Source organism: Saccharopolyspora erythraea (assembly GCF_018141105.1).
Lineage (GTDB): Bacteria > Actinomycetota > Actinomycetes > Mycobacteriales > Pseudonocardiaceae > Saccharopolyspora_D > Saccharopolyspora_D erythraea_A.
Map to the genome: position 1 here is coordinate 7429901 of NZ_CP054839.1, position 20246 is coordinate 7450146.

The window sequence follows — 20246 nt, forward strand, 5'->3', positions numbered from 1 at the left end:
CGCTCCGCACCGGCATCATCGCAGCGATCCTGGCCGGCCTCTTCAGGCAGATCGTGGTCATTCGCAGACGGTGGCCGATGAGGTCGACCGGTTCCCGCCCTACGCGCCGTTCGCCGTGCCCCTACGCGCCGTTCGCCGTGCCCCTACGTGACGGTGGCGATCCTCGGCGTCGCCTGCCTCGACGTCCAGCTCGCCATGAGCAACCTGTCGGTCGGCGAGTTCGCTGCCGCCGTCGGCATCACGCCCGCGAACATCGCCGTGCTGAAGAACGGCCGCGCGAAGGCGGTGCGGTTCACGACGCTCGACGCGATCTGCCGCACGCTCGGCTGCCAGCCCGGCGACGTGCTGCGCTGGGTGCCCGACGCCTAGGACCGACGCCCCTGGTCTTCCCCGCCGCATGGCGCGAACCTGCGCAGGCGCAGGCTGTTGGAGACCACGAAGAACGACGACAGCGCCATCGCCCCACCCGCGACCAGCGGGTTGAGGAGACCGAGCGCGGCGAGCGGGATCGCGGCGAGGTTGTAGCCGAACGCCCACACCAGGTTGCCGCGGATCGTGCGCAGTGCGGCACGCGAGAGGCGGATCGCGTCGGGCACCACCGTCAGCTCGTCGCGCACCAGGATCAGGTCGGCGGCGCCGATCGCGACATCGGTGCCGGTGCCGACGGCCAGCCCCAGGTCGGCGGCGGCCAGCGCGGGCGCGTCGTTGACACCGTCGCCGACCATCGCCACCACCCGGCCCTGCGCGCGCAGCCGCCGCACGACGTCGACCTTCTCGTCCGGCAGCACCTCGGCGACCACCTCGCCAATGCCGACCGCCGCGGCCACCGCGTCCGCCGTCGCGGCGTTGTCGCCGGTCAGCAGCACCGTCCGGAGGCCGAGCCCATGCAGTGCGGCCACCGCCCGGGGCGCGGACGGCCGGACCAGGTCGGCCAGCGCGAACACCGCGACGGCACGGCGATCCCAGCCGAAAAGCACCGCGGTCCTGCCCTGCCGCTCCCATTCGCGGCGCACGTCGTCGAGGTCGCCGGGCACCTCCCAGCCGAGCTCGCCGAACAGCGCGGCGCGCCCGGCGAGGACCTCGCGTTCCTCCACCACGCCACGAGCGCCGAGCCCGGTCAGGTTGCGGAACTCCGCGACACCGGGCAGCGCACCGAGTTCCTCCCGCGCCATGGCGCTGATCGCACGCGCCACCGCGTGCTCCGACGCGTCCTCCAGCGCACCCGCGCGACGCAGCACCGCAGCCCGTTCGACACCAGGCACGCACTCGACGCCCACCACCGACATCCGTCCCTCGGTGACCGTCCCGGTCTTGTCGAGCACGACGGTGTCGATGTGCCTGGTCGATTCGAGGGCCCGGTGGCCCTTGATGAAGATGCCGAGCATCGCTCCGCGTCCGGTGGCGACCATGAGCGCGGTCGGGGTCGCCAGTCCGAGCGCGCAGGGGCAGGCGATCACCAGCACCGCCAGCGCTGCGGTGAACGCGCGCTCCGCCGTTCCTCCGACCAGCAGCCAACCAGCCGATGTGAACACCGCGAGCACCAGCACGGCGGGCACGAAGTACGCCGAGATCCGGTCCGCGAGGCGCTGCACGGCCGCCTTGCCGGTCTGCGCCTCCTCCACCAGGCGGACCATCGCGGCGAGCCGCGTGTCGCGACCGACGCGGGTCGCCTCGACGACCAGATGCCCCGTCAGCAGCACGGTTCCGCCGATCACGTCGTCGCCCGCCGTGGTGCCGACCGGCATCGACTCGCCCGTCATGGCCGCGCAGTCGAGCTCGGCGCGGCCGTCGCGCACGACGCCGTCGGTCGCGACCGTTTCGCCCGGGCGCACCAGGAAGCGTTGCCCCACCTGGAGATCGTCGACCGGGACTTCCTGCCGCGACCCGTCGTCGCGCACGACGGTGACGGTCTTCGCGCGCAGGTCGGCGAGCGCGTGCAGCGCGTTGCCCGCCCTGCGCTGGGCGCGCGCCTCGAAGTAGCGACCGGCGAGCACGAAGGTGGTCACCCCGGCGGCGACCTCCAGGTAGATCGCGCCGTCGGCGCGCATCAGCGCCCAGAACCCGGTGAGCCCGGCCGGTTCGTGCCCCGAGAACATCGCGTACGCCGACCACGCGCTTGCGGCGCAGATCCCGAGCGAGACCAACGTGTCCATGGACGACGACCCGCGTAGGGCACCCCTGACCGCGGCGCGGTGGAACGGCAGCGCCGCCCAGCCCACGACCGGCAGCGCTAACGCGGCCAGCACCCACTGCCAGCCCGGGAACCGCGAGCCGGGAAGTGCGGTGAACAGCAACGACAGGTCGCACAGCGGCACGAACAGCAGCACCGAGACCAGCATCCGGCGCCACAGGTCCCGGCTGCGGTCGCCGGAGTCGGTTTCCTCGGCGCTCTCCGGCACCACCGGCTCCGCCTGGTAACCGGCCCGTCGCACGGCGTCGAGCAGCGCCGCGTCGTCGGTGGCGGAGGCGACCTCGACGCTCGCGCGGCCCGTGGCGTAGTTCACGCTCGCCCGCACGCCGTCGAGCTTGCCGAGCTTGCGTTCCACCCGGGTCGCGCACGCCGCGCAGGTCATGCCTGTGACGGACAGCTCAACCTGCCGCGTGGCCGGCTGAGCACGGAGCGCCGTCGGAGTCGGGGACATCGGGGGCCTTTCGGTGTCGTGCGTGCCCGGAGACGGCGCGCAGGCCGGAAACCAGGCTCTGCACAGGTGGTCGCATCGTGAGAACCACCGGTTCCCCGGCTCTTCAGGCGATCACGATCGAGGTAATGTCGGCGACCGTGAGTCGATCCGCCGCAGATGACGCCTGGTTGACCGAGCTCGCCCTGGCGGCCGGCACCGGTGACCGTCGCGCGCTGGAGGAGTTCATCCGGGCCACCCAGCGAGACGTGTGGCGCTTCGTCGCGCACCTGGCGAGCGTCGAGCAGGCCGACGACCTCGCGCAGGAGACCTACGTCCGGGTGCTGCGCAGCCTGCCCCGGTTCGCCGGCCGCGCCTCGGCCCGGACCTGGCTGCTCTCGATCGCCCGCCGGGTGGTCGTGGACCAGGTCCGCTACGCCCGGAGCAGGCCGCGCACGACCGCCGCCGTGGAGTGGACGACCGCGGCCGAGCGTCCGGCGCCGGGCTTCGAGGACATCGTCGAGCTGAACATGCTGCTGGCCGGGCTCGACGAACAGCGCCGCGAGGTGCTGCTGCTCACCCAGGTGCTCGGCCTGTCCTACCAGGAGACGGCCGACATCTGCGGCTGCCCGGTCGGCACCGTCCGCTCGCGCGTCGCGCGGGCGCGCGAGGAGCTGATCGCGGGCACCCGCGAGGAGTCCGAGGAAACCGGCTGACAGCCTCCGCGGGAGCCGCCCGCCGGCTCACGCCAACCCGGCGTCGTGGGCGAGGATGGCGACCTGGGTGCGGTTGGTCATGCCGAGCTTCGTCATCATCCGGCCGATGTGCACCTTCACGGTGGACAGGCTCATGTGCAGGTTGCCTGCGATCTCGGCGTTGCTCATCCCCTGGGCCACGGCCACGGCCACCTCGCGCTCGCGGGCCGTCAGCTCCTCCATCCGCGTCTTCGCCGCCTGCGCGGCGGTCACCCCCGAGGAGAACGTCGACAGCAGCTTCGTGGTGATGCGCGGGGAGAGCATCGCCTCACCGCGGGCGACGACGTGCACCGCGGCGGCCAGGTCGCGCGGCGGAGTGTCCTTGAGCAGGAACCCCGCCGCTCCGTTCTGCAGGGCGGCGTAGACGTACTCGTCCAGGTCGAACGTGGTGAGCACGGCGACGGCAGGCGGATCCGGCAGCCTGGTGAGGCGCTTGGTGACCTCGAGCCCACCGACGGTGGGCATCTGGATGTCGGTGAGCACCACGTCCGGGCGGTGCTTGGACACCAGCTCCGCGGCCACCGATCCGTCGCTTCCCTCCGCGACCACCTCGATGTCCGGGTCCAGGTCGAGGATCAGCCGGATGCCGCCGCGCACCAGTTCCTCGTCGTCGAGCAGGACCACCTTGACGGCCACGCCAGCACCTCATCTATTGCAGGGGGAACACCGCCCGCACACGGTATCCGCCGTCCTCGGCCCACCCGGTGCGCAGTGCGCCTCCTGCGAGCGTGACCCGCTCCCGCATGCCGATCAGCCCGTATCCCGATCCGGGAACGGCGTCGGATCCGGTGCCTGGACTCCGGCGGTTCGACACGGTGACCACGACTTCCCCGTCGTCCGCGGCGACCTCGACGTGCACAGCGGCGTGCGGCGCGTGCTTGGCAGCGTTGGTCAGCGACTCCTGCACCACCCGGTAGGCGGCCCGGCCGATCTCGCTGGAGGTTTCCGGCAGCTGGTCGGGAAAGTCCAGCCGGATGTTCTCCCCGGATTCGACGGAATCGGCGACCAGGCGTCGAATGCTGCTCAAGGTCGGGTCGTTGGCGAGTTCGCCGCTGGTCTCCCCCGGCCCGTCGTTCTCGTCCTCACGCAACACGCGCAGCATGCTGCGCAGTTCGGTCAGCGCGGTCGCACTGGTCTTGCGGATGACCTCGGCGACCTCCCCGGTGCGTTCGTCCGGAGCGGTCAGCGTGAGCGCGCCCGCCTGGAGCGAGATCACGCTGCACCGGTGGGCGACCACGTCGTGCATCTCGCGCGCGATGCGCCTGCGCTCGGCGGCGACCGCCCGTTCGGCGAGCAGGTCGCGCTCGCGCTCGGCCTGCTCGGCGCGCTCCCTGAACGTCACCAGCAGCATCTTGCGCTGGAAGACCCACAGACCCAGCAGCATCGCCACGCCCACGGCTACCGCAACCGAGATCACGAAGACGTACACGTTCGACGGAGGCTGGTTGTAGTAGGTGTGCAGGATCAGCACGGCGGTCAGGAGTCCAGCGGCGATCCACAGCTGCGTGGACGGTCCCCGCCGTCGTGCCATGGTGTAGACGGCGACCGACGCGGCGACGGCCGGACCGGTGAAGGTGGCCATCGCGGCCGTCGCGACGACCGGCAGCCACGGGAACCGCCTGCGCAGGAGGAACGCCAGCGCCGCGCCGATCATCAGGCAGACGTTGGGCACCGTCAGCGCGGTGTCGAAGTCGACGCCGAACCGGACCGTGAAGACGGCCGCCACCAGGTCGAACAGCAGCGACCGGATTCTGCCGTCCCACCACGACAACCGGGCCCTCAGGTGATCGAGGAAGCGCACGGCCCCACGGTAGTGCCCGCCCATTCCGCTCATCGGCCTCACGTGTTCCTGCGGGAGAAGGGCCGGCTCGGCACCGGCCCGCTGACCGCTCAATGCTCGGCCAGACGACCGGTCGGGCACGTCCGCACTTCAGGCACCGCGACTACCACTTTCGGCCAATCGAAGCGAGCCTCAACGCCGAAGTGCGCGCGGCGGCGCAACGACAGGATGAGTCGTGTCGGGGTCGCCGACAAGGGCAACAGCCACCGGACCGAGGAACGAGGAAGAACGATGCACGCGTCAATCGCCCACCACACCGCAATGGCCGTGGACCCAACCCAGGTCGCCGGCTTCGCACTCGGCGGCGCGATGGGCCTCGCCATGCTCGCCTACGTGGTGCTGTTCATCAGCGCGCTGATCAGCATCCTGTTGTCCGACCACAGCGGGGGGATGAAGCTGGCCTGGATCGTGTTCGCGTTCGTGGCCCCGTTCCTCGGCAGCGCCCTGTGGTTCCTGTTCGGCCGCCGCGATTCGCGGCGCGCTCGAACCACCACCGCCTGACTTCTAGAAGCTCTCGGCGATGCGCGGCACCGCTGCCGGCGGCGTGGCCGGGCACATGGCCTTCGCCGTCAGGCCGTTGACCGCATCGTCGATGGGCGACGGCAACAGCTGCCCGTCCGGACCGAACCGCTGGTAGTTGGTGAGGTTCAGCGCGTAGGTGAGCTGCCGGGCACCGTCCTCGGTGTTCAGCGACGTCGTGGTCATGCCGAACACGGCGCCGTTGTGGCCCCAGAGCCGCACTCGCCGCCGTCGACGGCCAGCAGGCCGAGGCCGTAGCGGGCGGCCTCGTTGCCGGCGCCGTCGCGGACGGGCACCGTCCGCTTCATCTCGGACAGCAGCTCGGGGGGCAGCAGCCGGCCCCCGAGCAGCTCCCCGAAGAACGTGTTGAGATCCTGCGGTGTGGAGACCAGCGCACCGGCCGTCCCCGCCCAGGTCATGTTGTAGTCGCTGTACTCACCCCACCGCGGGGCCAGGTGGAAGACCGCCTCGTAGGCCTCGCTGTGCGGGCCGACCATGAACGGGAAGCTGCCGGGGAAGTACGTGTTCCGCAGCCCCAGCGGCCGGATCACGTGCCGGGTGATGTAGCGCTGCCCGTCCTGACCGGTGACCTTCTCCAGCAGTTCGCCCGCGATCAGGTAGTTGGTGTTGGCGTATTGCAGCCGTTCCCCCGGGGCGCCTGTCGGCGGCTCGGCCAACCCGATCGCGATCAGCTCCTCGGGGCGCCAGGTCTTCCAGCGCTTCGCCTCCAGGTCGTCGAGCTTGCCCTGGAGGTACGACGGGAACAGGACGTGGTCGTAATCGTTGATCCCGCTAGTGTGGTTGAGCAACGGCCGTCAGGCAGCGGGGGACCTTCCTGAACATCGGGCCTCCATGGCCTCGGCAGCGTGAACTCGCCGCAATCCAAGCGCAACACCGCGTCACCCGGCCCGGACTTCCCGATCCCGACATCCAATGTTCATCGCCCGACGGATTCAGCCCCACCGGCAGTTCGTCGCGCCAGTCGGGCGGGCTCCGTTCATCGGGACTCCGCGTGCTCGAGGTACACGGTGCCGCCGAGGGACACAACGCGTTGGCGAAGTTCCCTGTTGGACTCCACGAGCCTGCTCACCACGACCTCGTCGTGCGGTGCGGTGCGGAGCAAAGAGAAAAGGAACGCACGCGGCTCGGCCGGAACCCGGACTCGTGGCGTCCTGATCACGCGCGTGTGGAACGGATAGAACAGAACCAGCCCTGACTCACCGATGTCGTCGACTACGAGCTCCCGCATCGTTTCGACGATGAAATCCTCCGCCACGGAGCCTGGCAGCATGAGGTCGAGCCACGGATGCGGCTGGTCCCACGCCCCCGTCGACCTGAGGTAGGCCTCGTCCTCCTCCATCTGGTTCAGGAAGTCGAAGTACCCCGAATCGTCGATCTCGACGGACTCGTGGCCGAGATGGCCGACAAGGGCGGCATCGTCGGGTTCCCGCCCGGGATCGAAGTGAGTCGCCACCACCATCGCGTAGACCCACTCACCGCCGTCGTCGAACCGGGCATGGGCTTCGAGGTGGTCGAACCGGCCATCCTCGACGAGCAGGCATTGGTCCGCCAGCAAGGTATCGAGCTCCCGGTAGTACAGCTTGTACCGTCTCGTACGAGTCTTGGCGGGAATGAGACGAAGCGTGGCTCGAATGATCGTGCCGTGTCTTCCGCGTCCCCCCAGAACGGCGTCGAACAAATCGGAGTCGCGGGTACGTGAACACGTGCGGAGTTCGCCGTCGCCGGTGACGATCTCCAGCTCGAGGACGTTGTCGGTCTGCAGCCCGTGGTGGTGAGTCGCTCCGCCGATTCCACCGACCGAAAGGGTGCCCCCGACGGACAGTTCGAGGTAGTCGGTGAGGACCGGTGGCGTCAGCCCCTCCGGAAGGGTTGCGCGGAGCACCTCGCTCCATCGCGCGCCCGCACCGACCACCACGTGGTCGCCGGCCACGGCATGTGTTCCGTTGAGCCCCCTCATGTCCACGACGATGCCGTTCTCCGCCTGCGCCTGCCCTCCGGACGAGTGCCCCTGTGCCCGCGGCACGAACGGAATCCCGCGTTCAGCCGCGAACCGCGCCATGGCACGGATGTCGGAAACGCCCTCGGGGCGCAGAACGGCCCGCGGCCTGTCATGGACGAGATGTCCCCAGTCTTCGGACGCCCAGCGGAGATGCTGCTCGTCGTCGAACAGTTCGCCTGCAAGGCGCGGATACCGCGCGTCGGAACCAAGGCTCGCCACGGTCATCGATCGTCCCAGCAATTGCGGCGCTTCTTGAGACGCATCACCCGCTTGGTCCATCTGCGGCGCTCAGGAGAACGTCATCGAGATGGACGAAAGTAGTAGATCACGGTGGCCACGAAGCTGATCCCGTTGCTGACGCGGGTCTTTAGCTTTGCGTGTGACCGAATCGCGGAACACGCAGGAGGATCAGATGGCCGAACTCGGCAAGGCCGCACTGTGCGGAGCAGCGGGAGCGATCGCACTCACCGCGGTCTTGGCACCACCGGCGTCGGCGATCATCGGGGGGCACGAAGCCACTGCCGAGTACCCGTTCATGGTGAGCGTTCAAAAGGACGGCCACCACTACTGCGGGGCATCCCTGATCAAACCGGACTGGATCGTGACCGCCGGGCACTGCGCGGTGAACGTCAAGCCCGAGCAGCTTTCCGTGCGGGTCGGCGACCATGACCGCACGAAAGGTGCCGAAGCCAAGGTCACCGAGGTCATCGCGCACCCGGACTTCACCTACGAGCCTTTCCGCGACGACGTGGCCGTGATGAAGCTGGACCACCCCGTGGACGCGCAGCCCATCGAGCTCGCCGCGGAATCCGCACCGGCGGGCACCGACACCCGAATTCTCGGCTGGGGAATGACCTGCGAGGACGGCAGCGAGTGCCCGGACCTGCCGATCCGGTTGCAGGAACTGGACACCGAACTCGTCCCGGACGACCGGTGCGGCGAGAACTACAACCCGGACAACGAGCTGTGCACCGACAGCCCCACCGAGAACGCGCAGGCGTGCATCCTCGACTCCGGCGGACCGCAGATCACGGGCCGTCCCGGGCAGTGGCAGCTGATCGGAGCGACCAGCCGCGACGGCGACGCCGATCCGGTGTGCTCCACCGGCCCCGGCATCTACACCGACCTGACCGCCCACCGAGGCTGGATCGAACAGACCACAGCGGGTTGACCTCCGGCCGGAGGCGATCCGGTTTGCACCGTTGTTGCCCAGCATGCGCCGATCGATAGGCGCTTGGCTCCTCATTCAGCGAAACCCGGAGAAACGAAAAAGGCTTGATGCGAGAGAGGGATGCCAGGCTCCACGATGGTGTCGACCCACGGGCTGCTACCCAGCGAATTCCGTGGCCCGCGACGGATGCGCGGGAAACCATGCTCGTGTTCTCGCTCGGAGTCATCGCTGTGCAGGTGGTGTGGAGCCGGATCTGGCTCGCTCACTTCCGCTACGGCCCGCTGGAATGGGCCTGGCGTTGCGTTACCTGGTGGCAGTGGCAGCCGCTACACAAGCAGGCGGCCGCGGCGACTGCGATGAACCGGTGACGAACGGGTTCCACGCACCCCGATGGAGTCTCCGGGAAGGACAGCGGCCTGGACGTACTCGGCCGTCACGTGGACGACCAAACGACCACCATCAGCGCGACCAGGTTCGACGCCAACCAGGTACGCCAAAATCAACGCCTCCCGGTTCCTCCCCCCAACAGTTCAGAGCCCCTGCCGGTAAAGATCACCAGCAGGGGCTCTGAACTGTACGAACCAATGGTGCGCGATACTGGGATTGAACCAGTGACCTCTACCGTGTCAAGGTAGCTAGCGAAATCGCCCTGACCTGCGGTTTTGAAGATTTCGCAGGTCAGGGCGAATCTCTTGTGGACGGTCCAGCAGCATTCAGTGCGGTTCTGCTCGCATGGGCTCTCCCAGAATTCTCCCAAGTTTGTCGCTCCCACCACGATCACCCGCTCACCGGGGCGATCACAGGTCGGTGCGGTCGAGCTTGGCGATGAACGACGTCTTGCGCCCGTGGAGCTTGCGCAGGTCGGCCAGGTATGTGTCCAGGCCGGTCGTGTCGCCGGTAGCGCGGTAGCCGTCGCTGAGCCGTCGGAGCATCGTGATCGCCTTGTTGTAGCGGTACTTGTCGGTGCTGGTGTCGAGTCGCTGCTGGATCAGCCGTTGCCATGGCCCGATCACGTCCTGCGGGTGCGTGGGCTGGCGCAGGTTGATGAGCTGATGCCAGCGGGACTCGAGCAGGTCGTCGGCGTGGTCGACCGCCTGCCGCCACCCCTCGTCCAGTTCGCCTTCATCGAGCAGCACGTCAACGAGATGGTCGGCGAATGCAGGTCGCTTCGCGGTGGCATGCCGTATGCGGTCCAGTGCCTCGCTGCGCAGCTCGCTCCAGCCTCCGAGGCGTTCGGCGGTGCGCCGCAGCTCTCTGTAGTGGGACTTGGTCGGGTGCTCATCGAACCGTTGCCATCGAAGAGCGAGCGCTTCATCGGCCGCGCCGCGCTCGAACAGCAAGTCCACGTAGGCATCGCGGAGCTTGGCCTGGTCGATCGGGTTCCCGATCCCCAACCCGCGGCGTGCCCAGCGCTCGGCCTCGCAAGCGCGCCCTGCGCTTCTCAGTGCGTCCACGATCTTGAGATACTGGGAAGCGGCGTAGAGGTCTTCGGCCAGCACGGTGACATAGTGGTGGACGTCGCCGGTGATCTCGGCGAGCTGCTCCCGCAAGGTGCGGATCCCGAACCCTGTCCTGTCGAGCGGGTCGTGCTCGGCTGTCTTGGCGCGTTCGTCGACGATCCGCGCCAACTCAGCGCGGCCGGTCTGCCCAGCGGTGTCGCGTAGTCATGCAGCTCGAAGTCCGGCCAGCCCGGCCCGTCGAGCCGCAGCGTGGCCAGCCACCCGGCGAGCCGCTTCGGATCCGGCGGGGCCGCCGCGCAGGCGCGGGCGTGTACGGCCATCAGCGCGTGCAGGTCGCCGCCGATGGCGCCGGATGAGTCGTCCATGTACTGCAACGCCGTCGCAACAAGGTCGACCGCCCGCCGCGCTAGGGCAGGCACAGACGCCGGCTCGGTTTCGATCAACCTTGCACAGGCGTCAGTGACCTCCCGAACGCGCTGTGAGTACTCCCGTCGCCCGTGATGCGGATGCTTCCGGCGATCCCGTCGCAAGCCGTCGATCAACCGACGAACCCGCTCCACTTCCGTGCTCACCACGCCACCCATTTCAACACCGCCGGCGGGCTGGTACGCGTGTGGTCAGTACCCTGGCGCCGCGACGACAGCAAGTGTGGAGGACCGGAGATGAGCCTGAAAGGTCGATGGCGGATCGTGAAGATGGACATGTGGGACCGCGACGCCATCGATCTCGTCGAACCCGGCTTCATCGAATTCACCAAGGACGGGACCGGTGAATTCGGGTTCATCGCCGTCCGCGGATGGGTGGACTGCCGCTCGACCAAGCGCGACGGTCGCAGCTGCGTCGAGTTCAGCTGGGAAGGCGACGACGAAGGCGACCAGGTCAGCGGCCGCGGCTGGGCCGCCCTGACCCCAGACGGCACAGTCGAAGGACACCTGTTCATCCACATGGGAGACGACTCAAGATTCCAAGCAGTGCCCTTCGCCGGAGCAGAAGACCGGGATGCGCCGTGAGCGAGTACCAGTACTACGAGTTCCTCGCCCTCGACCGGCCGCTCGACGCTCGCCAGCAAGCCGAGCTGCGTTCGCTGTCGACGCGGGCGCGGATCACCGCGACCAGCTTCGTCAACGAGTACCACTGGGGCGACTTCCGCGGTAACCCACGCCAGCTGATGGAGCGCTACTACGACGCACACCTCTACCTCGCCAACTGGGGAACGCGGCGAATCATGCTCCGCATGCCACGCAGCGTGCTCGACCTCGACGTCGCCGAGCAGTACTGCCTCGACCATCAGGTGGTGGCCTGGACCTCCGGCGAGCACCTCGTGCTCGATCTGACAAGCGACGACGAGTACAGCGACTGGGAAGACGACGCACCGGAATCGCTGTCGGCCATCGTCGGCATTCGAAGCGAACTCGCCGCCGGCGACCACCGACCCCTCTACCTCGCCTGGCTGGCCGGCTACGGCACCTGGGAACGCGACGAATACGCCTTCGACCCCACCGAAGACGACGAACTCGAGCCACCCCTACCGCCAGGACTGCGCACCCTCACCGCTGCCCAACGCGCGTTGGGCGACTTCCTCCGCCTCGACCACGACCTGCTCACGGTAGCCGCCGAGATAAGTCCACCACTCGAACAGGCCACCGATGACCCCCGACAGCTTACCGCGTGGGTAACCAACCTGTCCCCCGCCGAGAAAGACCACTTGCTCGTGCGAATTCTCCAGGGTCGATCCGCGACCGTGAGAATGGAAATGCTGTGCCGATTCCAAGACGAATCCACTCAGAGCGTTCCCAGCCCGCCCCGGCGCACCATAGCCGACCTGCTGGACCAGACAGCACGTCGGCGGGCCGAACGCCATCACCAGGAATCCAGGCAGCGCGCCGAGGAGGACGCACGCCGCAAGCAAGCACGAGCCCTCGCCCGCGAACAACGGCTGGACGAACTGGCTCGCGACAAAGAAGGCGCCTGGTCAAAGGTGGACGCGATGATCGGCACCCGTAAACCCACCGAGTACGACGCCGCTGTCTCACTGCTCACCGACCTGCGAGCCCTGGCCGAACGCGACGCCCGCTCGCACGAATTCGCCCAGCGCGCCGCCGCCCTACGGCAGCAACACGCCCGCAAACCCAGCCTGCTTGAGCGGCTCAATCACGCAGACCTGTAGACAATCCGAGCAAGACGAACCCCCCACCTCACGAAAACAAGCTGCGCCGACCAGCACTGAGCTCAAGGTATGTGCTCACCTTCGAAGCCAGCCGGTGATCATGCAGTTGAGGTCCGCTACCTGGCGTTCTGTGCCGTTCGACGCAGTCGAGCACAGTTGAGGGAGCACTCCTGTGTCAACGTAGCCAGCCAGATCGCCCTGACCTGCACGGACAAGATTCGAGCAGGTCAGGGCGGTGCAGCTCGCAGATGCCCAAACCCGTGCGACGCGGTCGACGCACTTGGCGCCTCTCAATTTCCGGACCGCGCCTCCCAGCCAGGCCCTTCGGCGCACCATCGAACGGAACCCGGTACCTGGTGATCTGTCAGCCGACAGGCGTCGCAGGGTCGATCCACGGACAGAAGCGCAAGAGGACGGCAACAGGGCTGAGTAGATGATTCGTGCGGCAGCTTGGTCGTCGAGTAGTCTTTCGGGCTGCCTGGAACAGGGAACGCTCAAGCCTGCCGACGGAGGCATACCGGCCGACGCCGAGGAAGCCCGCCCGTCCATGCACAGTGGCTTGCCGTGCTTGACCTTCGTGGATGTGGTTGTTGGCACGCACAGTGTCGTGATACGGAATGATGCTCTTGTGACCACCGGCTGCTGCAGACTGTGCGCCGCCTGTTGGGATGGTGCGCATGGGCTCGCGCTGAGTGTCCAACGTCTATCATCGAGTGACCGTCGTAAGGAGCCTTGTGAGCACCCTCGGTAGTTTCATCTGGTCGATCGCCGACCAGCTTCGGGGCCCCTACCGCCCCAACCAGTACGGCAACGTGGTTCTCCCGCTCACGATCCTGCGCCGGCTCGACTGCATCCTCGAACCGGACCGGGAGACGGTCCGAGAGCTGGCGGCGAAGTACGAGAACCCGAACCGGCTCAAGATCGAGATCAAGAAGGCGACTGGCAGGCCGTTCTACAACACCTCGAACTACTCCTTCGCCAACCTGCTCGAAGATGCCGACGGGCTGGCCGACAACCTGATCGACTACATCGACCGGTTCTCGTCTGATGTCGACGTGTTCGAGTACTTCGACTTCAAGAAGGAGATCCTCGCCCTGGAGAAGGCGGAGCTCCTGCGCGAGGTCATCACGTCCTTCAAGGCCGTCGACCTGCATCCAGACGTCGTCTCCAACGCCGACATGGGTGACGCGTTCGAGTACATCATCCGCAAGTTCAACGAGGCCGCGAACGAGACCTCGGGCGACCACTACACCCCGCGGGACGCGATCCGGCTGCTTGTCGACCTACTCTTCGCCGAGAAGGACGCCGACCTTACCGAAGCCGACATCGTCCGCACACTATACGACCCCACCGCGGGCACCGGCGGCATGCTCGCCTTGGCCGAGGAACACCTGCTCGCGCACAATCCCGACGCGAGCCTGAGCCTGTTCGGCCAGGAGTACAACCCCCAGTCGTACGCGATCTGCAAGTCCGACCTGCTGGCTAAAGGCCACGACGCGACCAACATCGCCTTCGGCAACACGCTCACCGACGATGCGTTCAAGGGTCGCCAGTTCGACTTCTGCATGTCCAACCCGCCGTACGGCGTCGACTGGAAGCAGTACGCGAAGGCGGTCACGAAAGAGAAGGAGTCTGCGGGTCCCTACGGCCGGTTCGCCCCGGGCCTCCCGTCGACCTCGGACGGGCAGATGCTCTTCCTACTCCACCTGGTGCACAAGATGCGGGCGCCGGAGGACGGCGGCGGCCGAGCCGGGATCGTGATGAACGGCTCGCCGCTCTTCAACGGCGCCGCCGAATCCGGCCCCTCCAACATCCGCAAATGGCTGCTGGAGAACGACCTGGTCGATGCGATCGTCGCGCTGCCGACGAACATGTTCTTCAACACCGGTATCGCCACCTACATCTGGATTCTCGACAACACCAAGCACCCCGACCGCAAGGGCCTGGTCCACCTCATCGACGGCACGTCGTTCTGGACCAAGATGCGCAAGAACCTCGGCTCGAAAGGCCGCGAGATCAGCGATGCCGACCGCGCCAACGTGGTGAAATTGTACGCCGCCTTCACCGACGCCGACCCCGATACCTCCAAGGTGCTCCGCAACGACGAGTTCGGCTACTGGACCATCACCATCGAGCGGCCCCTGCTGGACGAGGACGGCAATCCAGTCACCGACCACAAGGGCAAGCCCAAGCCGGACACCAAGAAGCGCGACACCGAGAACGTCCCCTTCACTTACGGTGGCTCCACCGTAGGAGCCGCTGGCAAGGCCGAGGTCATTCAGGCGTACTTCGACGCCGAGGTGAAGCCGCACGTACCCGACGCCTGGATCGACTGGGCCAAGGTCAAGACCGGCTACGAAATCCCATTCACCCGCCACTTTACAAGTACATCCCACCCCGCCCCCTCGCCGAAATCGACGCCGACCTGGAAAAACAGGTCGCCAAAATCCTCGACCTGTTGCGGGAGGTCGAGCAATGAAGTCGGACCGTTGGAAGAGTGTCCCGATCCGTCGCCTGGGGGAATTAGTCGGCGGTGGAACGCCAGTCGCTAAGGCGGAGTACTGGGACGGTGAGGTGCCGTTCGCGACCCCACCTGACCTCCGCCCGGTGATTGGCGGCGTTGTCCACGCGACGCAGCGAACCGTTACGGCTGAGGGGGCAGCTGCTGGCTCGTCGACTGTTCCGGCTGGTTCGGTGCTCCTGTCGATTCGAGCTCCTATCGGTTACGTCGCGAGGACCGCGACCGTGATGTCCTTCAGTCAGGGATGCCGAGCCATCGTTCCGTTTAAGGGAACCGAAGCCTCATACCTCACGTACGCGCTTGTCGCCGCCGGGGCCGAGTTGACTTCGCTCGGTCGGGGCACGACCTTCATGGAGGTCTCTGCCGCCCAGTTGGCCGCCCTAGAAGTGCCTGTGCCGCCACAGGATGAGCAGCGCGCCATCGCCGACTACCTCGACCGCGAGACCGCCCGCATCGACACGCTCATCGAGGAGCAGCAGCGCCTGATCGAGATGCTCGGCGAACGGCGAGACGCTGTCATCGCCGAAGCTGCGACGAAGGGTGTGCGCGCGGGGGTGGCTCTCGTTGAGTCTGGCGTGGAGTGGATCGGGGCTATCCCGGAACGGTGGAGCGTCAAGGCTCTGCGCCGGTGTGGAACGCTGTTGACCGGCTCTACCCCGCCAACCAACGACCGCGGCAACTTCGCTGAGGAAGCGAACGAACGCCCATGGGTCCGCCCTCAGGACTTGAGCTCAGCGACGACGGCTAGCGCATGGCTTACGCCTCAGGGCTGGAGTCATTTGCGTCCGGTCCCAGCTGGTTCGGTTCTCGTTGGATGTATCGCGTACTCGCTGGGCTCGGTTGGGTATCTACCTGTTCCAGCGACCACCAATCAGCAGATTACGAGCGTTGTTCCGACCGAGGTAGATGGGCGATACCTGTATTACGTCCTACATGCAACGAAGAGCGAGCTCTGGGCTGCCTCGCAGATGAACCGGGTTCCGATCTTGAACAACCAGCGTTTGGGCGCGATCCAGATCCCGGTGCCGCCCGTTGACGAACAGCGACTTATCGCCGAATACCTCGATGAGCAGACTGCGAAGATCGACAGAACGAAGGCTGAATCAGAGCGCTTAGTCGAGCTTGCTCGCGAGCGGCGGGCGGCGTTGATCACGGCGGTAGTGACCGGGCAGATCGACGTGCGGGAGAGGGTGTGATGGCGGACCACCACGAGGACGTCTTCGAGACTGAGATCTGCGAGTACCTGGCGGATCACGGGTGGTTGTACTCGGCGGATGACACCGGGTACGACCGGGAGCGGGCGCTGTTCTCCGAGGACCTGTTCGCGTGGCTGGAGCAGACCCAGAAAGCGGCGTACAAGAAGGCCCTGAGGGCGGCGGGGTCGGAGGCGAAGTTCCTCGACGTGCTGGCCACGGTGCTCGACAAGCCCCTCGAACACGGCGGCGGGATGTTGAATATCCTGCGGAACGGGGTGCAGTACATCGGCGGTGGCCGGTTGAAGATGGCGCAGTTCCGGCCCGAGACCAGTCTGAACACGACCACCAACGAGCAGTACGCGGCGATGCGGGTGCGGGTGATGCGGCAGGTGCATTTCTCCACCGCTGACCGGCGCAGTATCGACCTGGTCTTCTTCGTCAACGGGCTCCCCGTCGCCACCGTCGAGTTGAAGACCGACTTCACCCAGTCCCTCGATGAGGCGATCAACCAGTACCGGAAGAACCGGAACCCGCTGACCAATGGTCGGCCGGAGCCGTTGCTGTCGTTCGGGCACCGGGCGCTGGTGCACTTCGCGGTCTCCAATGACCTGGCTGCGATGACCACCAAGTTGGAGGGCGAGAAGACGCATTTCCTGCCGTTCAACATGGGCCACGACAGTGGCGCGGGGAATCCGCCCAGCGCGGACGGGCGGTCGGCGACGGCGTACCTGTGGGAGCGGGTCTGGGAGAAACATGCCTGGCTCAACATCATCGGTCGGCTGATGATCGTGGAGACCAGGGAGGAGTGGGACGTCGCAACCGGCAGCTCGGTACGGCGTACGAGCATGCTCTTTCCGCGGTTCCATCAGTGGGAGGCCGTAACGAACATCGTGGCCGCGGTACGCGAGGAAGGAGTGGGGCATCGCTACCTGATCGAGCACTCGGCAGGGTCGGGGAAGACCAACACCATCGCCTGGACCGCGCACCGGCTGGCGCGGCTGCACGTGGACGACGAGAAGGTATTCGACTCAGTGATCGTGGTTGTGGACCGCACGGTGCTCGACGGGCAGCTCCAGGAGGCGATCCGGCAGATCGACGGGTCGGGGAAGATCGTGGCCACGATCAGCCCCGAGGACGTCCGCAAGGCGGGGGCAAAGTCGAAGTCCGGGCTACTTGCGACCGCGTTGAAAAACGGTGAGCTGATCATCGCGGTGACGGTGCAGACCTTCCCGTTCGCGCTCGACGAGATCCGAGCCGACAAGGGTCTGAAAGGCAAACGGTTCGCGGTGATCGCGGACGAGGCCCACTCCTCGCAGTCCGGGCAGATCTCGTCCAAGCTCAAGGCCGTGCTGACCGCTGAGGAGGTCAAGGAAATCGAGGAGGGCGGCTCCGTCGACGTCGAGTCGATCCTCGCCTCTGAGATGACCGAGCGGGCGGAGTCGAAGAACATCTCCTACTTCGCGTTCACCGCGACGCCGAAGAACAAGACCCTGGAACTCTTCGGCCGCAAGGGTCCTGACGGCAAGCCGGTCGAGTTCCACCTCTACTCGATGCGGCAGGCGATCGAGGAGGGCTACATCCTCGACGTGCTCAGGGGCTACCAGTCCTACGACACCGCGCTGAAGATCGCAGGTCAGGCCGAGAGCGGCGATGGTGACGTGGTGGTGGATGAGGCCGCGGCGCGCAAGGGGCTGATGCGGTGGGTGAAGCTGCACCCGACCAACATCAGCCAAAAGGTGCAGATCATCGTCGAGCATTTCCACGCCAACGTCGCCCACCTGCTGGAGGGCAGGGCGAAGGCGATGGTCGTGACTGACTCGCGTAAGGCCGCGGTGAAGTACAAGAAAGCGATCGACGCCTACATCGCCAAGCGGGCCGCGGAGGACGCGTCGTACCACTACCGCACCCTCGTCGCCTTCTCCGGCGCGGTGACGATGCCCGGCGACGAGGAGTGGGTCTCGGATTGGGGGCCGCAGCCGAGCAAGGATGACGAGTTCACCGAGGCCAACCTCAACCCCGGCGCAGGCTCGGACTTAGCCGCCGCGTTCAAGGGATCGACTTACAAGATCATGTTGGTCGCCGACAAGTATCAGACAGGGTTCGACCAGCCACTGCTCTCGGCGATGTACGTCGACAAGAAGCTCTCCGGGATCACTGCCGTGCAGACGCTCTCGCGGCTCAACCGCACCCATCGCACAGCGGGCGGGGAGCAGAAGCGCAAGACGTTCGTCATCGACTTCGTGAACAAACCCGAGGACATCCGGGCCGCGTTCGAGCCGTACTTCACCAACGCCGCGCTGGAGACCGAGACCGACCCGTACGTCGTCTTCCACCTCGCGACCAAACTCGACCAGGCTGGGATCTACACGCCAGAGCAAGTCCGTGAGGTTGCCCGGCTTTGGGTGGAGCGCAAGGGCAACAACGCGCTCTCGGCCGCGATCAGCCCGGCCAAGAACGAGTTCGCCCGCCGCTACGCGGCTGCGATGGAGGCCGATGACAAGGTCACCCTCAACACCCTCGATTTGTTCCGCAAGGACGTCTCCACCCTCGTCCGGCTCTACGACTTCATGAGCCAGATCGTCGACTACGGCGACCCGTACATGGAGATGTTGTCGATCTTCCTTCGACTCCTGGAGAAGGTCATCGCAGACTCCTCCTGGGCTGCGGAGGTCGACCTCTCCGACGTGGTTCTCGTGGGGGTCAAGCACAACAAGGCCACCGCGGTCGACATCTCGCTGACCGGTGACGGCGAGCTCAAGGGCATCAGCGCCGCGGGTACCGGCACCCGGAAAGAACCGAAATACGTCGCACTCCAAGTCGTCATCAACAAAATGAATGACCTATTCGGCGCCGAGTCGTTCTCCCAGTCCCAGGTCCGGGAGTTCGTGCAGGGACTGGTGCAGCAACTACTCGCACGCCCAGAGTTGATCAACCAGACCAAGGTGAACTCGAAGAAGCAGTTCATGGAATCGCAGGACTTCCAAGCGGCGGTCACCGAAGCGGTCGTCGATAACCAGGAAGCGCACAACACCATGGCCGACTACTTCTTCAGCGACGGGCCCGGCATCAGCGCTGTCATCGTGGCGCTCGCGGACGCCTTCTACGAGGCCGCGATCGATCAGCAAACAGACGAGTGAGGCAGTCTGGAGGTTCGATCCACGGCCAGGGGCACCAAAGGATAGGAACCGTCCGACCAGCCGTGTTCCGACGGAACCTTGATCACCAGCGCACTTTTCCGTTGTCATAACGGTGTGGCGCTCGTGCTTGGCATAACTGGGACGGTTGAGCTAGGCGATGAAGTGCGATCCCTGAGGGAATCGCAGGTCACTCGATCAGCCGACCGAAGGGGTTCGTGGCCGCGCCTCAATAAAGGGCGTTCTCTGAAGGGAACCACCGGCGGATCGGTGCCGTATCGCACCTGGTAGGTGTCGCGCTCGCCTCGATGAAGGCGGTTCCGGAGGGAACCGCAACACCACCACCTGCACAAACCTCCGGCGCTGGGGCTTTGTTGCTGGTCGCGAAGGGTGGTATTGGAAGGATCTTGTCGATCGTCGTCGGCTCGTATCATGCGACGTCATTAAGTGTCCGACCTAGGGGTGTCCATCTTCTCGCGTTCTTCTCGGAGTACGTCCGGGAGGCTGTCGACGCATGCTCTTTCCGCTGCACCAGGATTCGGGAGCGCTTCAAGGAACCCCACCGCGATCATGTTCTGCTCAGCAGCCCCCACTTGGGGGTAGCTCGCTGCCAGTCGGGCAGTGAAACGCTCGGCCTCTTCGAAGGCGTTCAGCTCAGTCTGTCGTGAGCGCCATGCCTCGACGTACCAGTCAGCGACCTGGCTGAGGAAGATCGTCGGCAGGATCTCGTCGTTGTCGTCTTCGTGTTCCTGCAGCAGGTCGCCAACCGTCGGCAGCCCCTGGGCAAGCTGTCGGACGAGGCGCGCACCAGCCTCTAGCTCTTCTTCGAACGACGCGTCGTCCAT

Annotated in this window: 18 protein-coding genes and 1 tRNA gene; 10 read left to right on the plus strand and 9 right to left on the minus strand. The window is 66.5% G+C overall.

All coding sequences use genetic code 11. The features are described from left to right. Positions 1 to 147 precede the first annotated feature (147 nt). Entirely contained in the window at positions 148 to 369 is a 222-nt protein-coding gene (locus HUO13_RS33225; protein WP_432757799.1) for a helix-turn-helix domain-containing protein, read from the plus strand. On the opposite strand, the gene HUO13_RS33230 is transcribed toward HUO13_RS33225, so the two are convergent. Continuing rightward, positions 366 to 2642 (minus strand): heavy metal translocating P-type ATPase, encoded by a 2277-nt coding sequence (locus HUO13_RS33230; RefSeq protein ID WP_211898850.1) that lies wholly within the window; start codon positions 2640 to 2642, stop codon positions 366 to 368. The genes HUO13_RS33225 and HUO13_RS33230 overlap by 4 nt on opposite strands. A gap of 125 nt (positions 2643 to 2767) precedes the next feature. Between HUO13_RS33230 and sigC the strand changes: the two genes are divergently transcribed. After that, positions 2768 to 3334, plus strand: a complete 567-nt coding sequence (gene sigC / locus HUO13_RS33235; RefSeq protein ID WP_211898851.1) for an RNA polymerase sigma factor SigC — start codon at positions 2768 to 2770, stop codon at positions 3332 to 3334. A 27-nt stretch (positions 3335 to 3361) separates the two neighbouring features. Here the strand turns inward: sigC and HUO13_RS33240 are convergent, their stop codons facing one another. Next, the gene (locus HUO13_RS33240) at positions 3362 to 4009 is read right to left on the minus strand and encodes a response regulator (protein ID WP_211898852.1); all 648 of its coding nucleotides are present in this window, start codon (positions 4007 to 4009) and stop codon (positions 3362 to 3364) included. Between the two features lie 13 nt (positions 4010 to 4022). Next, on the minus strand, positions 4023 to 5174 hold the full coding sequence (locus tag HUO13_RS33245; RefSeq protein ID WP_249124253.1) for a sensor histidine kinase: 1152 nt from the start codon (positions 5172 to 5174) through the stop codon (positions 4023 to 4025). A gap of 42 nt (positions 5175 to 5216) precedes the next feature. Here HUO13_RS33245 and HUO13_RS37895 point away from each other — a divergent pair, with 42 nt between their 5' ends. Further along, positions 5217 to 5714, plus strand: a complete 498-nt coding sequence (locus HUO13_RS37895; RefSeq protein WP_249124254.1) for a PLD nuclease N-terminal domain-containing protein — start codon at positions 5217 to 5219, stop codon at positions 5712 to 5714. Positions 5715 to 5717: 3 nt separating this feature from the next. Here the strand turns inward: HUO13_RS37895 and HUO13_RS33255 are convergent, their stop codons facing one another. The 3 genes from HUO13_RS33255 to HUO13_RS33265 form a co-directional block, all read right to left on the minus strand. Continuing rightward, positions 5718 to 5918, minus strand: a complete 201-nt coding sequence (locus HUO13_RS33255; protein ID WP_211898854.1) for a hypothetical protein — start codon at positions 5916 to 5918, stop codon at positions 5718 to 5720. Then, entirely contained in the window at positions 5915 to 6541 is a 627-nt protein-coding gene (locus HUO13_RS33260) for a serine hydrolase domain-containing protein (protein ID WP_211898855.1), read from the minus strand. Before HUO13_RS33260 ends, HUO13_RS33255 begins: the two co-directional genes overlap by 4 nt. A 188-nt stretch (positions 6542 to 6729) precedes the next feature. Then, positions 6730 to 7977: an FAD-binding protein gene (locus HUO13_RS33265; RefSeq protein WP_211898856.1), complete on the minus strand. Its 1248-nt coding sequence runs from the start codon at positions 7975 to 7977 to the stop codon at positions 6730 to 6732. A 187-nt stretch (positions 7978 to 8164) separates the two neighbouring features. Between HUO13_RS33265 and HUO13_RS33270 the strand changes: the two genes are divergently transcribed. Together HUO13_RS33270 and HUO13_RS37900 are read left to right on the plus strand one after the other, a co-directional pair. Next, complete coding sequence (locus tag HUO13_RS33270; RefSeq protein WP_211898857.1) at positions 8165 to 8923, plus strand: S1 family peptidase; 759 nt, start codon at positions 8165 to 8167, stop codon at positions 8921 to 8923. 200 nt (positions 8924 to 9123) lie between these two features. Continuing rightward, the gene (locus HUO13_RS37900; RefSeq protein ID WP_249124255.1) at positions 9124 to 9291 is read left to right on the plus strand and encodes a DUF418 domain-containing protein; all 168 of its coding nucleotides are present in this window, start codon (positions 9124 to 9126) and stop codon (positions 9289 to 9291) included. 217 nt (positions 9292 to 9508) lie between these two features. On the opposite strand, the gene HUO13_RS33280 is transcribed toward HUO13_RS37900, so the two are convergent. Next, positions 9509 to 9573: transfer RNA gene (locus HUO13_RS33280), tRNA-Leu, on the minus strand. A gap of 147 nt (positions 9574 to 9720) precedes the next feature. Continuing rightward, complete coding sequence (locus HUO13_RS33285; protein ID WP_211898859.1) at positions 9721 to 10551, minus strand: DUF6880 family protein; 831 nt, start codon at positions 10549 to 10551, stop codon at positions 9721 to 9723. A 332-nt stretch (positions 10552 to 10883) separates the two neighbouring features. On the opposite strand from HUO13_RS33285, the gene HUO13_RS37905 reads away from it, so the two are divergent. The 5 genes from HUO13_RS37905 (at position 10884) to HUO13_RS33310 (ending at position 19404) form a co-directional block, all read left to right on the plus strand. Further along, positions 10884 to 11393 carry a hypothetical protein gene (locus HUO13_RS37905; protein ID WP_249124256.1) on the plus strand — a complete coding sequence of 170 codons (510 nt, stop codon included), beginning with the start codon at positions 10884 to 10886 and terminating at the stop codon, positions 11391 to 11393. After that, complete coding sequence (locus HUO13_RS33295; RefSeq protein ID WP_211898860.1) at positions 11390 to 12550, plus strand: hypothetical protein; 1161 nt, start codon at positions 11390 to 11392, stop codon at positions 12548 to 12550. The genes HUO13_RS37905 and HUO13_RS33295 overlap by 4 nt, the downstream gene beginning before the upstream one ends. 734 nt (positions 12551 to 13284) lie before the next feature. Next, on the plus strand, positions 13285 to 15102 hold the full coding sequence (locus HUO13_RS33300) for an N-6 DNA methylase (protein WP_249124257.1): 1818 nt from the start codon (positions 13285 to 13287) through the stop codon (positions 15100 to 15102). Further along, positions 15026 to 16267 (plus strand): restriction endonuclease subunit S, encoded by a 1242-nt coding sequence (locus HUO13_RS33305; protein WP_211898861.1) that lies wholly within the window; start codon positions 15026 to 15028, stop codon positions 16265 to 16267. The genes HUO13_RS33300 and HUO13_RS33305 overlap by 77 nt, the downstream gene beginning before the upstream one ends. Continuing rightward, entirely contained in the window at positions 16267 to 19404 is a 3138-nt protein-coding gene (locus HUO13_RS33310; RefSeq protein WP_211898862.1) for a type I restriction endonuclease subunit R, read from the plus strand. Before HUO13_RS33305 ends, HUO13_RS33310 begins: the two co-directional genes overlap by 1 nt. A gap of 440 nt (positions 19405 to 19844) precedes the next feature. Here HUO13_RS33310 and HUO13_RS33315 read toward each other — a convergent pair whose 3' ends face one another. After that, positions 19845 to 20246 carry a hypothetical protein gene (locus HUO13_RS33315; RefSeq protein WP_211898863.1) on the minus strand — a complete coding sequence of 134 codons (402 nt, stop codon included), beginning with the start codon at positions 20244 to 20246 and terminating at the stop codon, positions 19845 to 19847.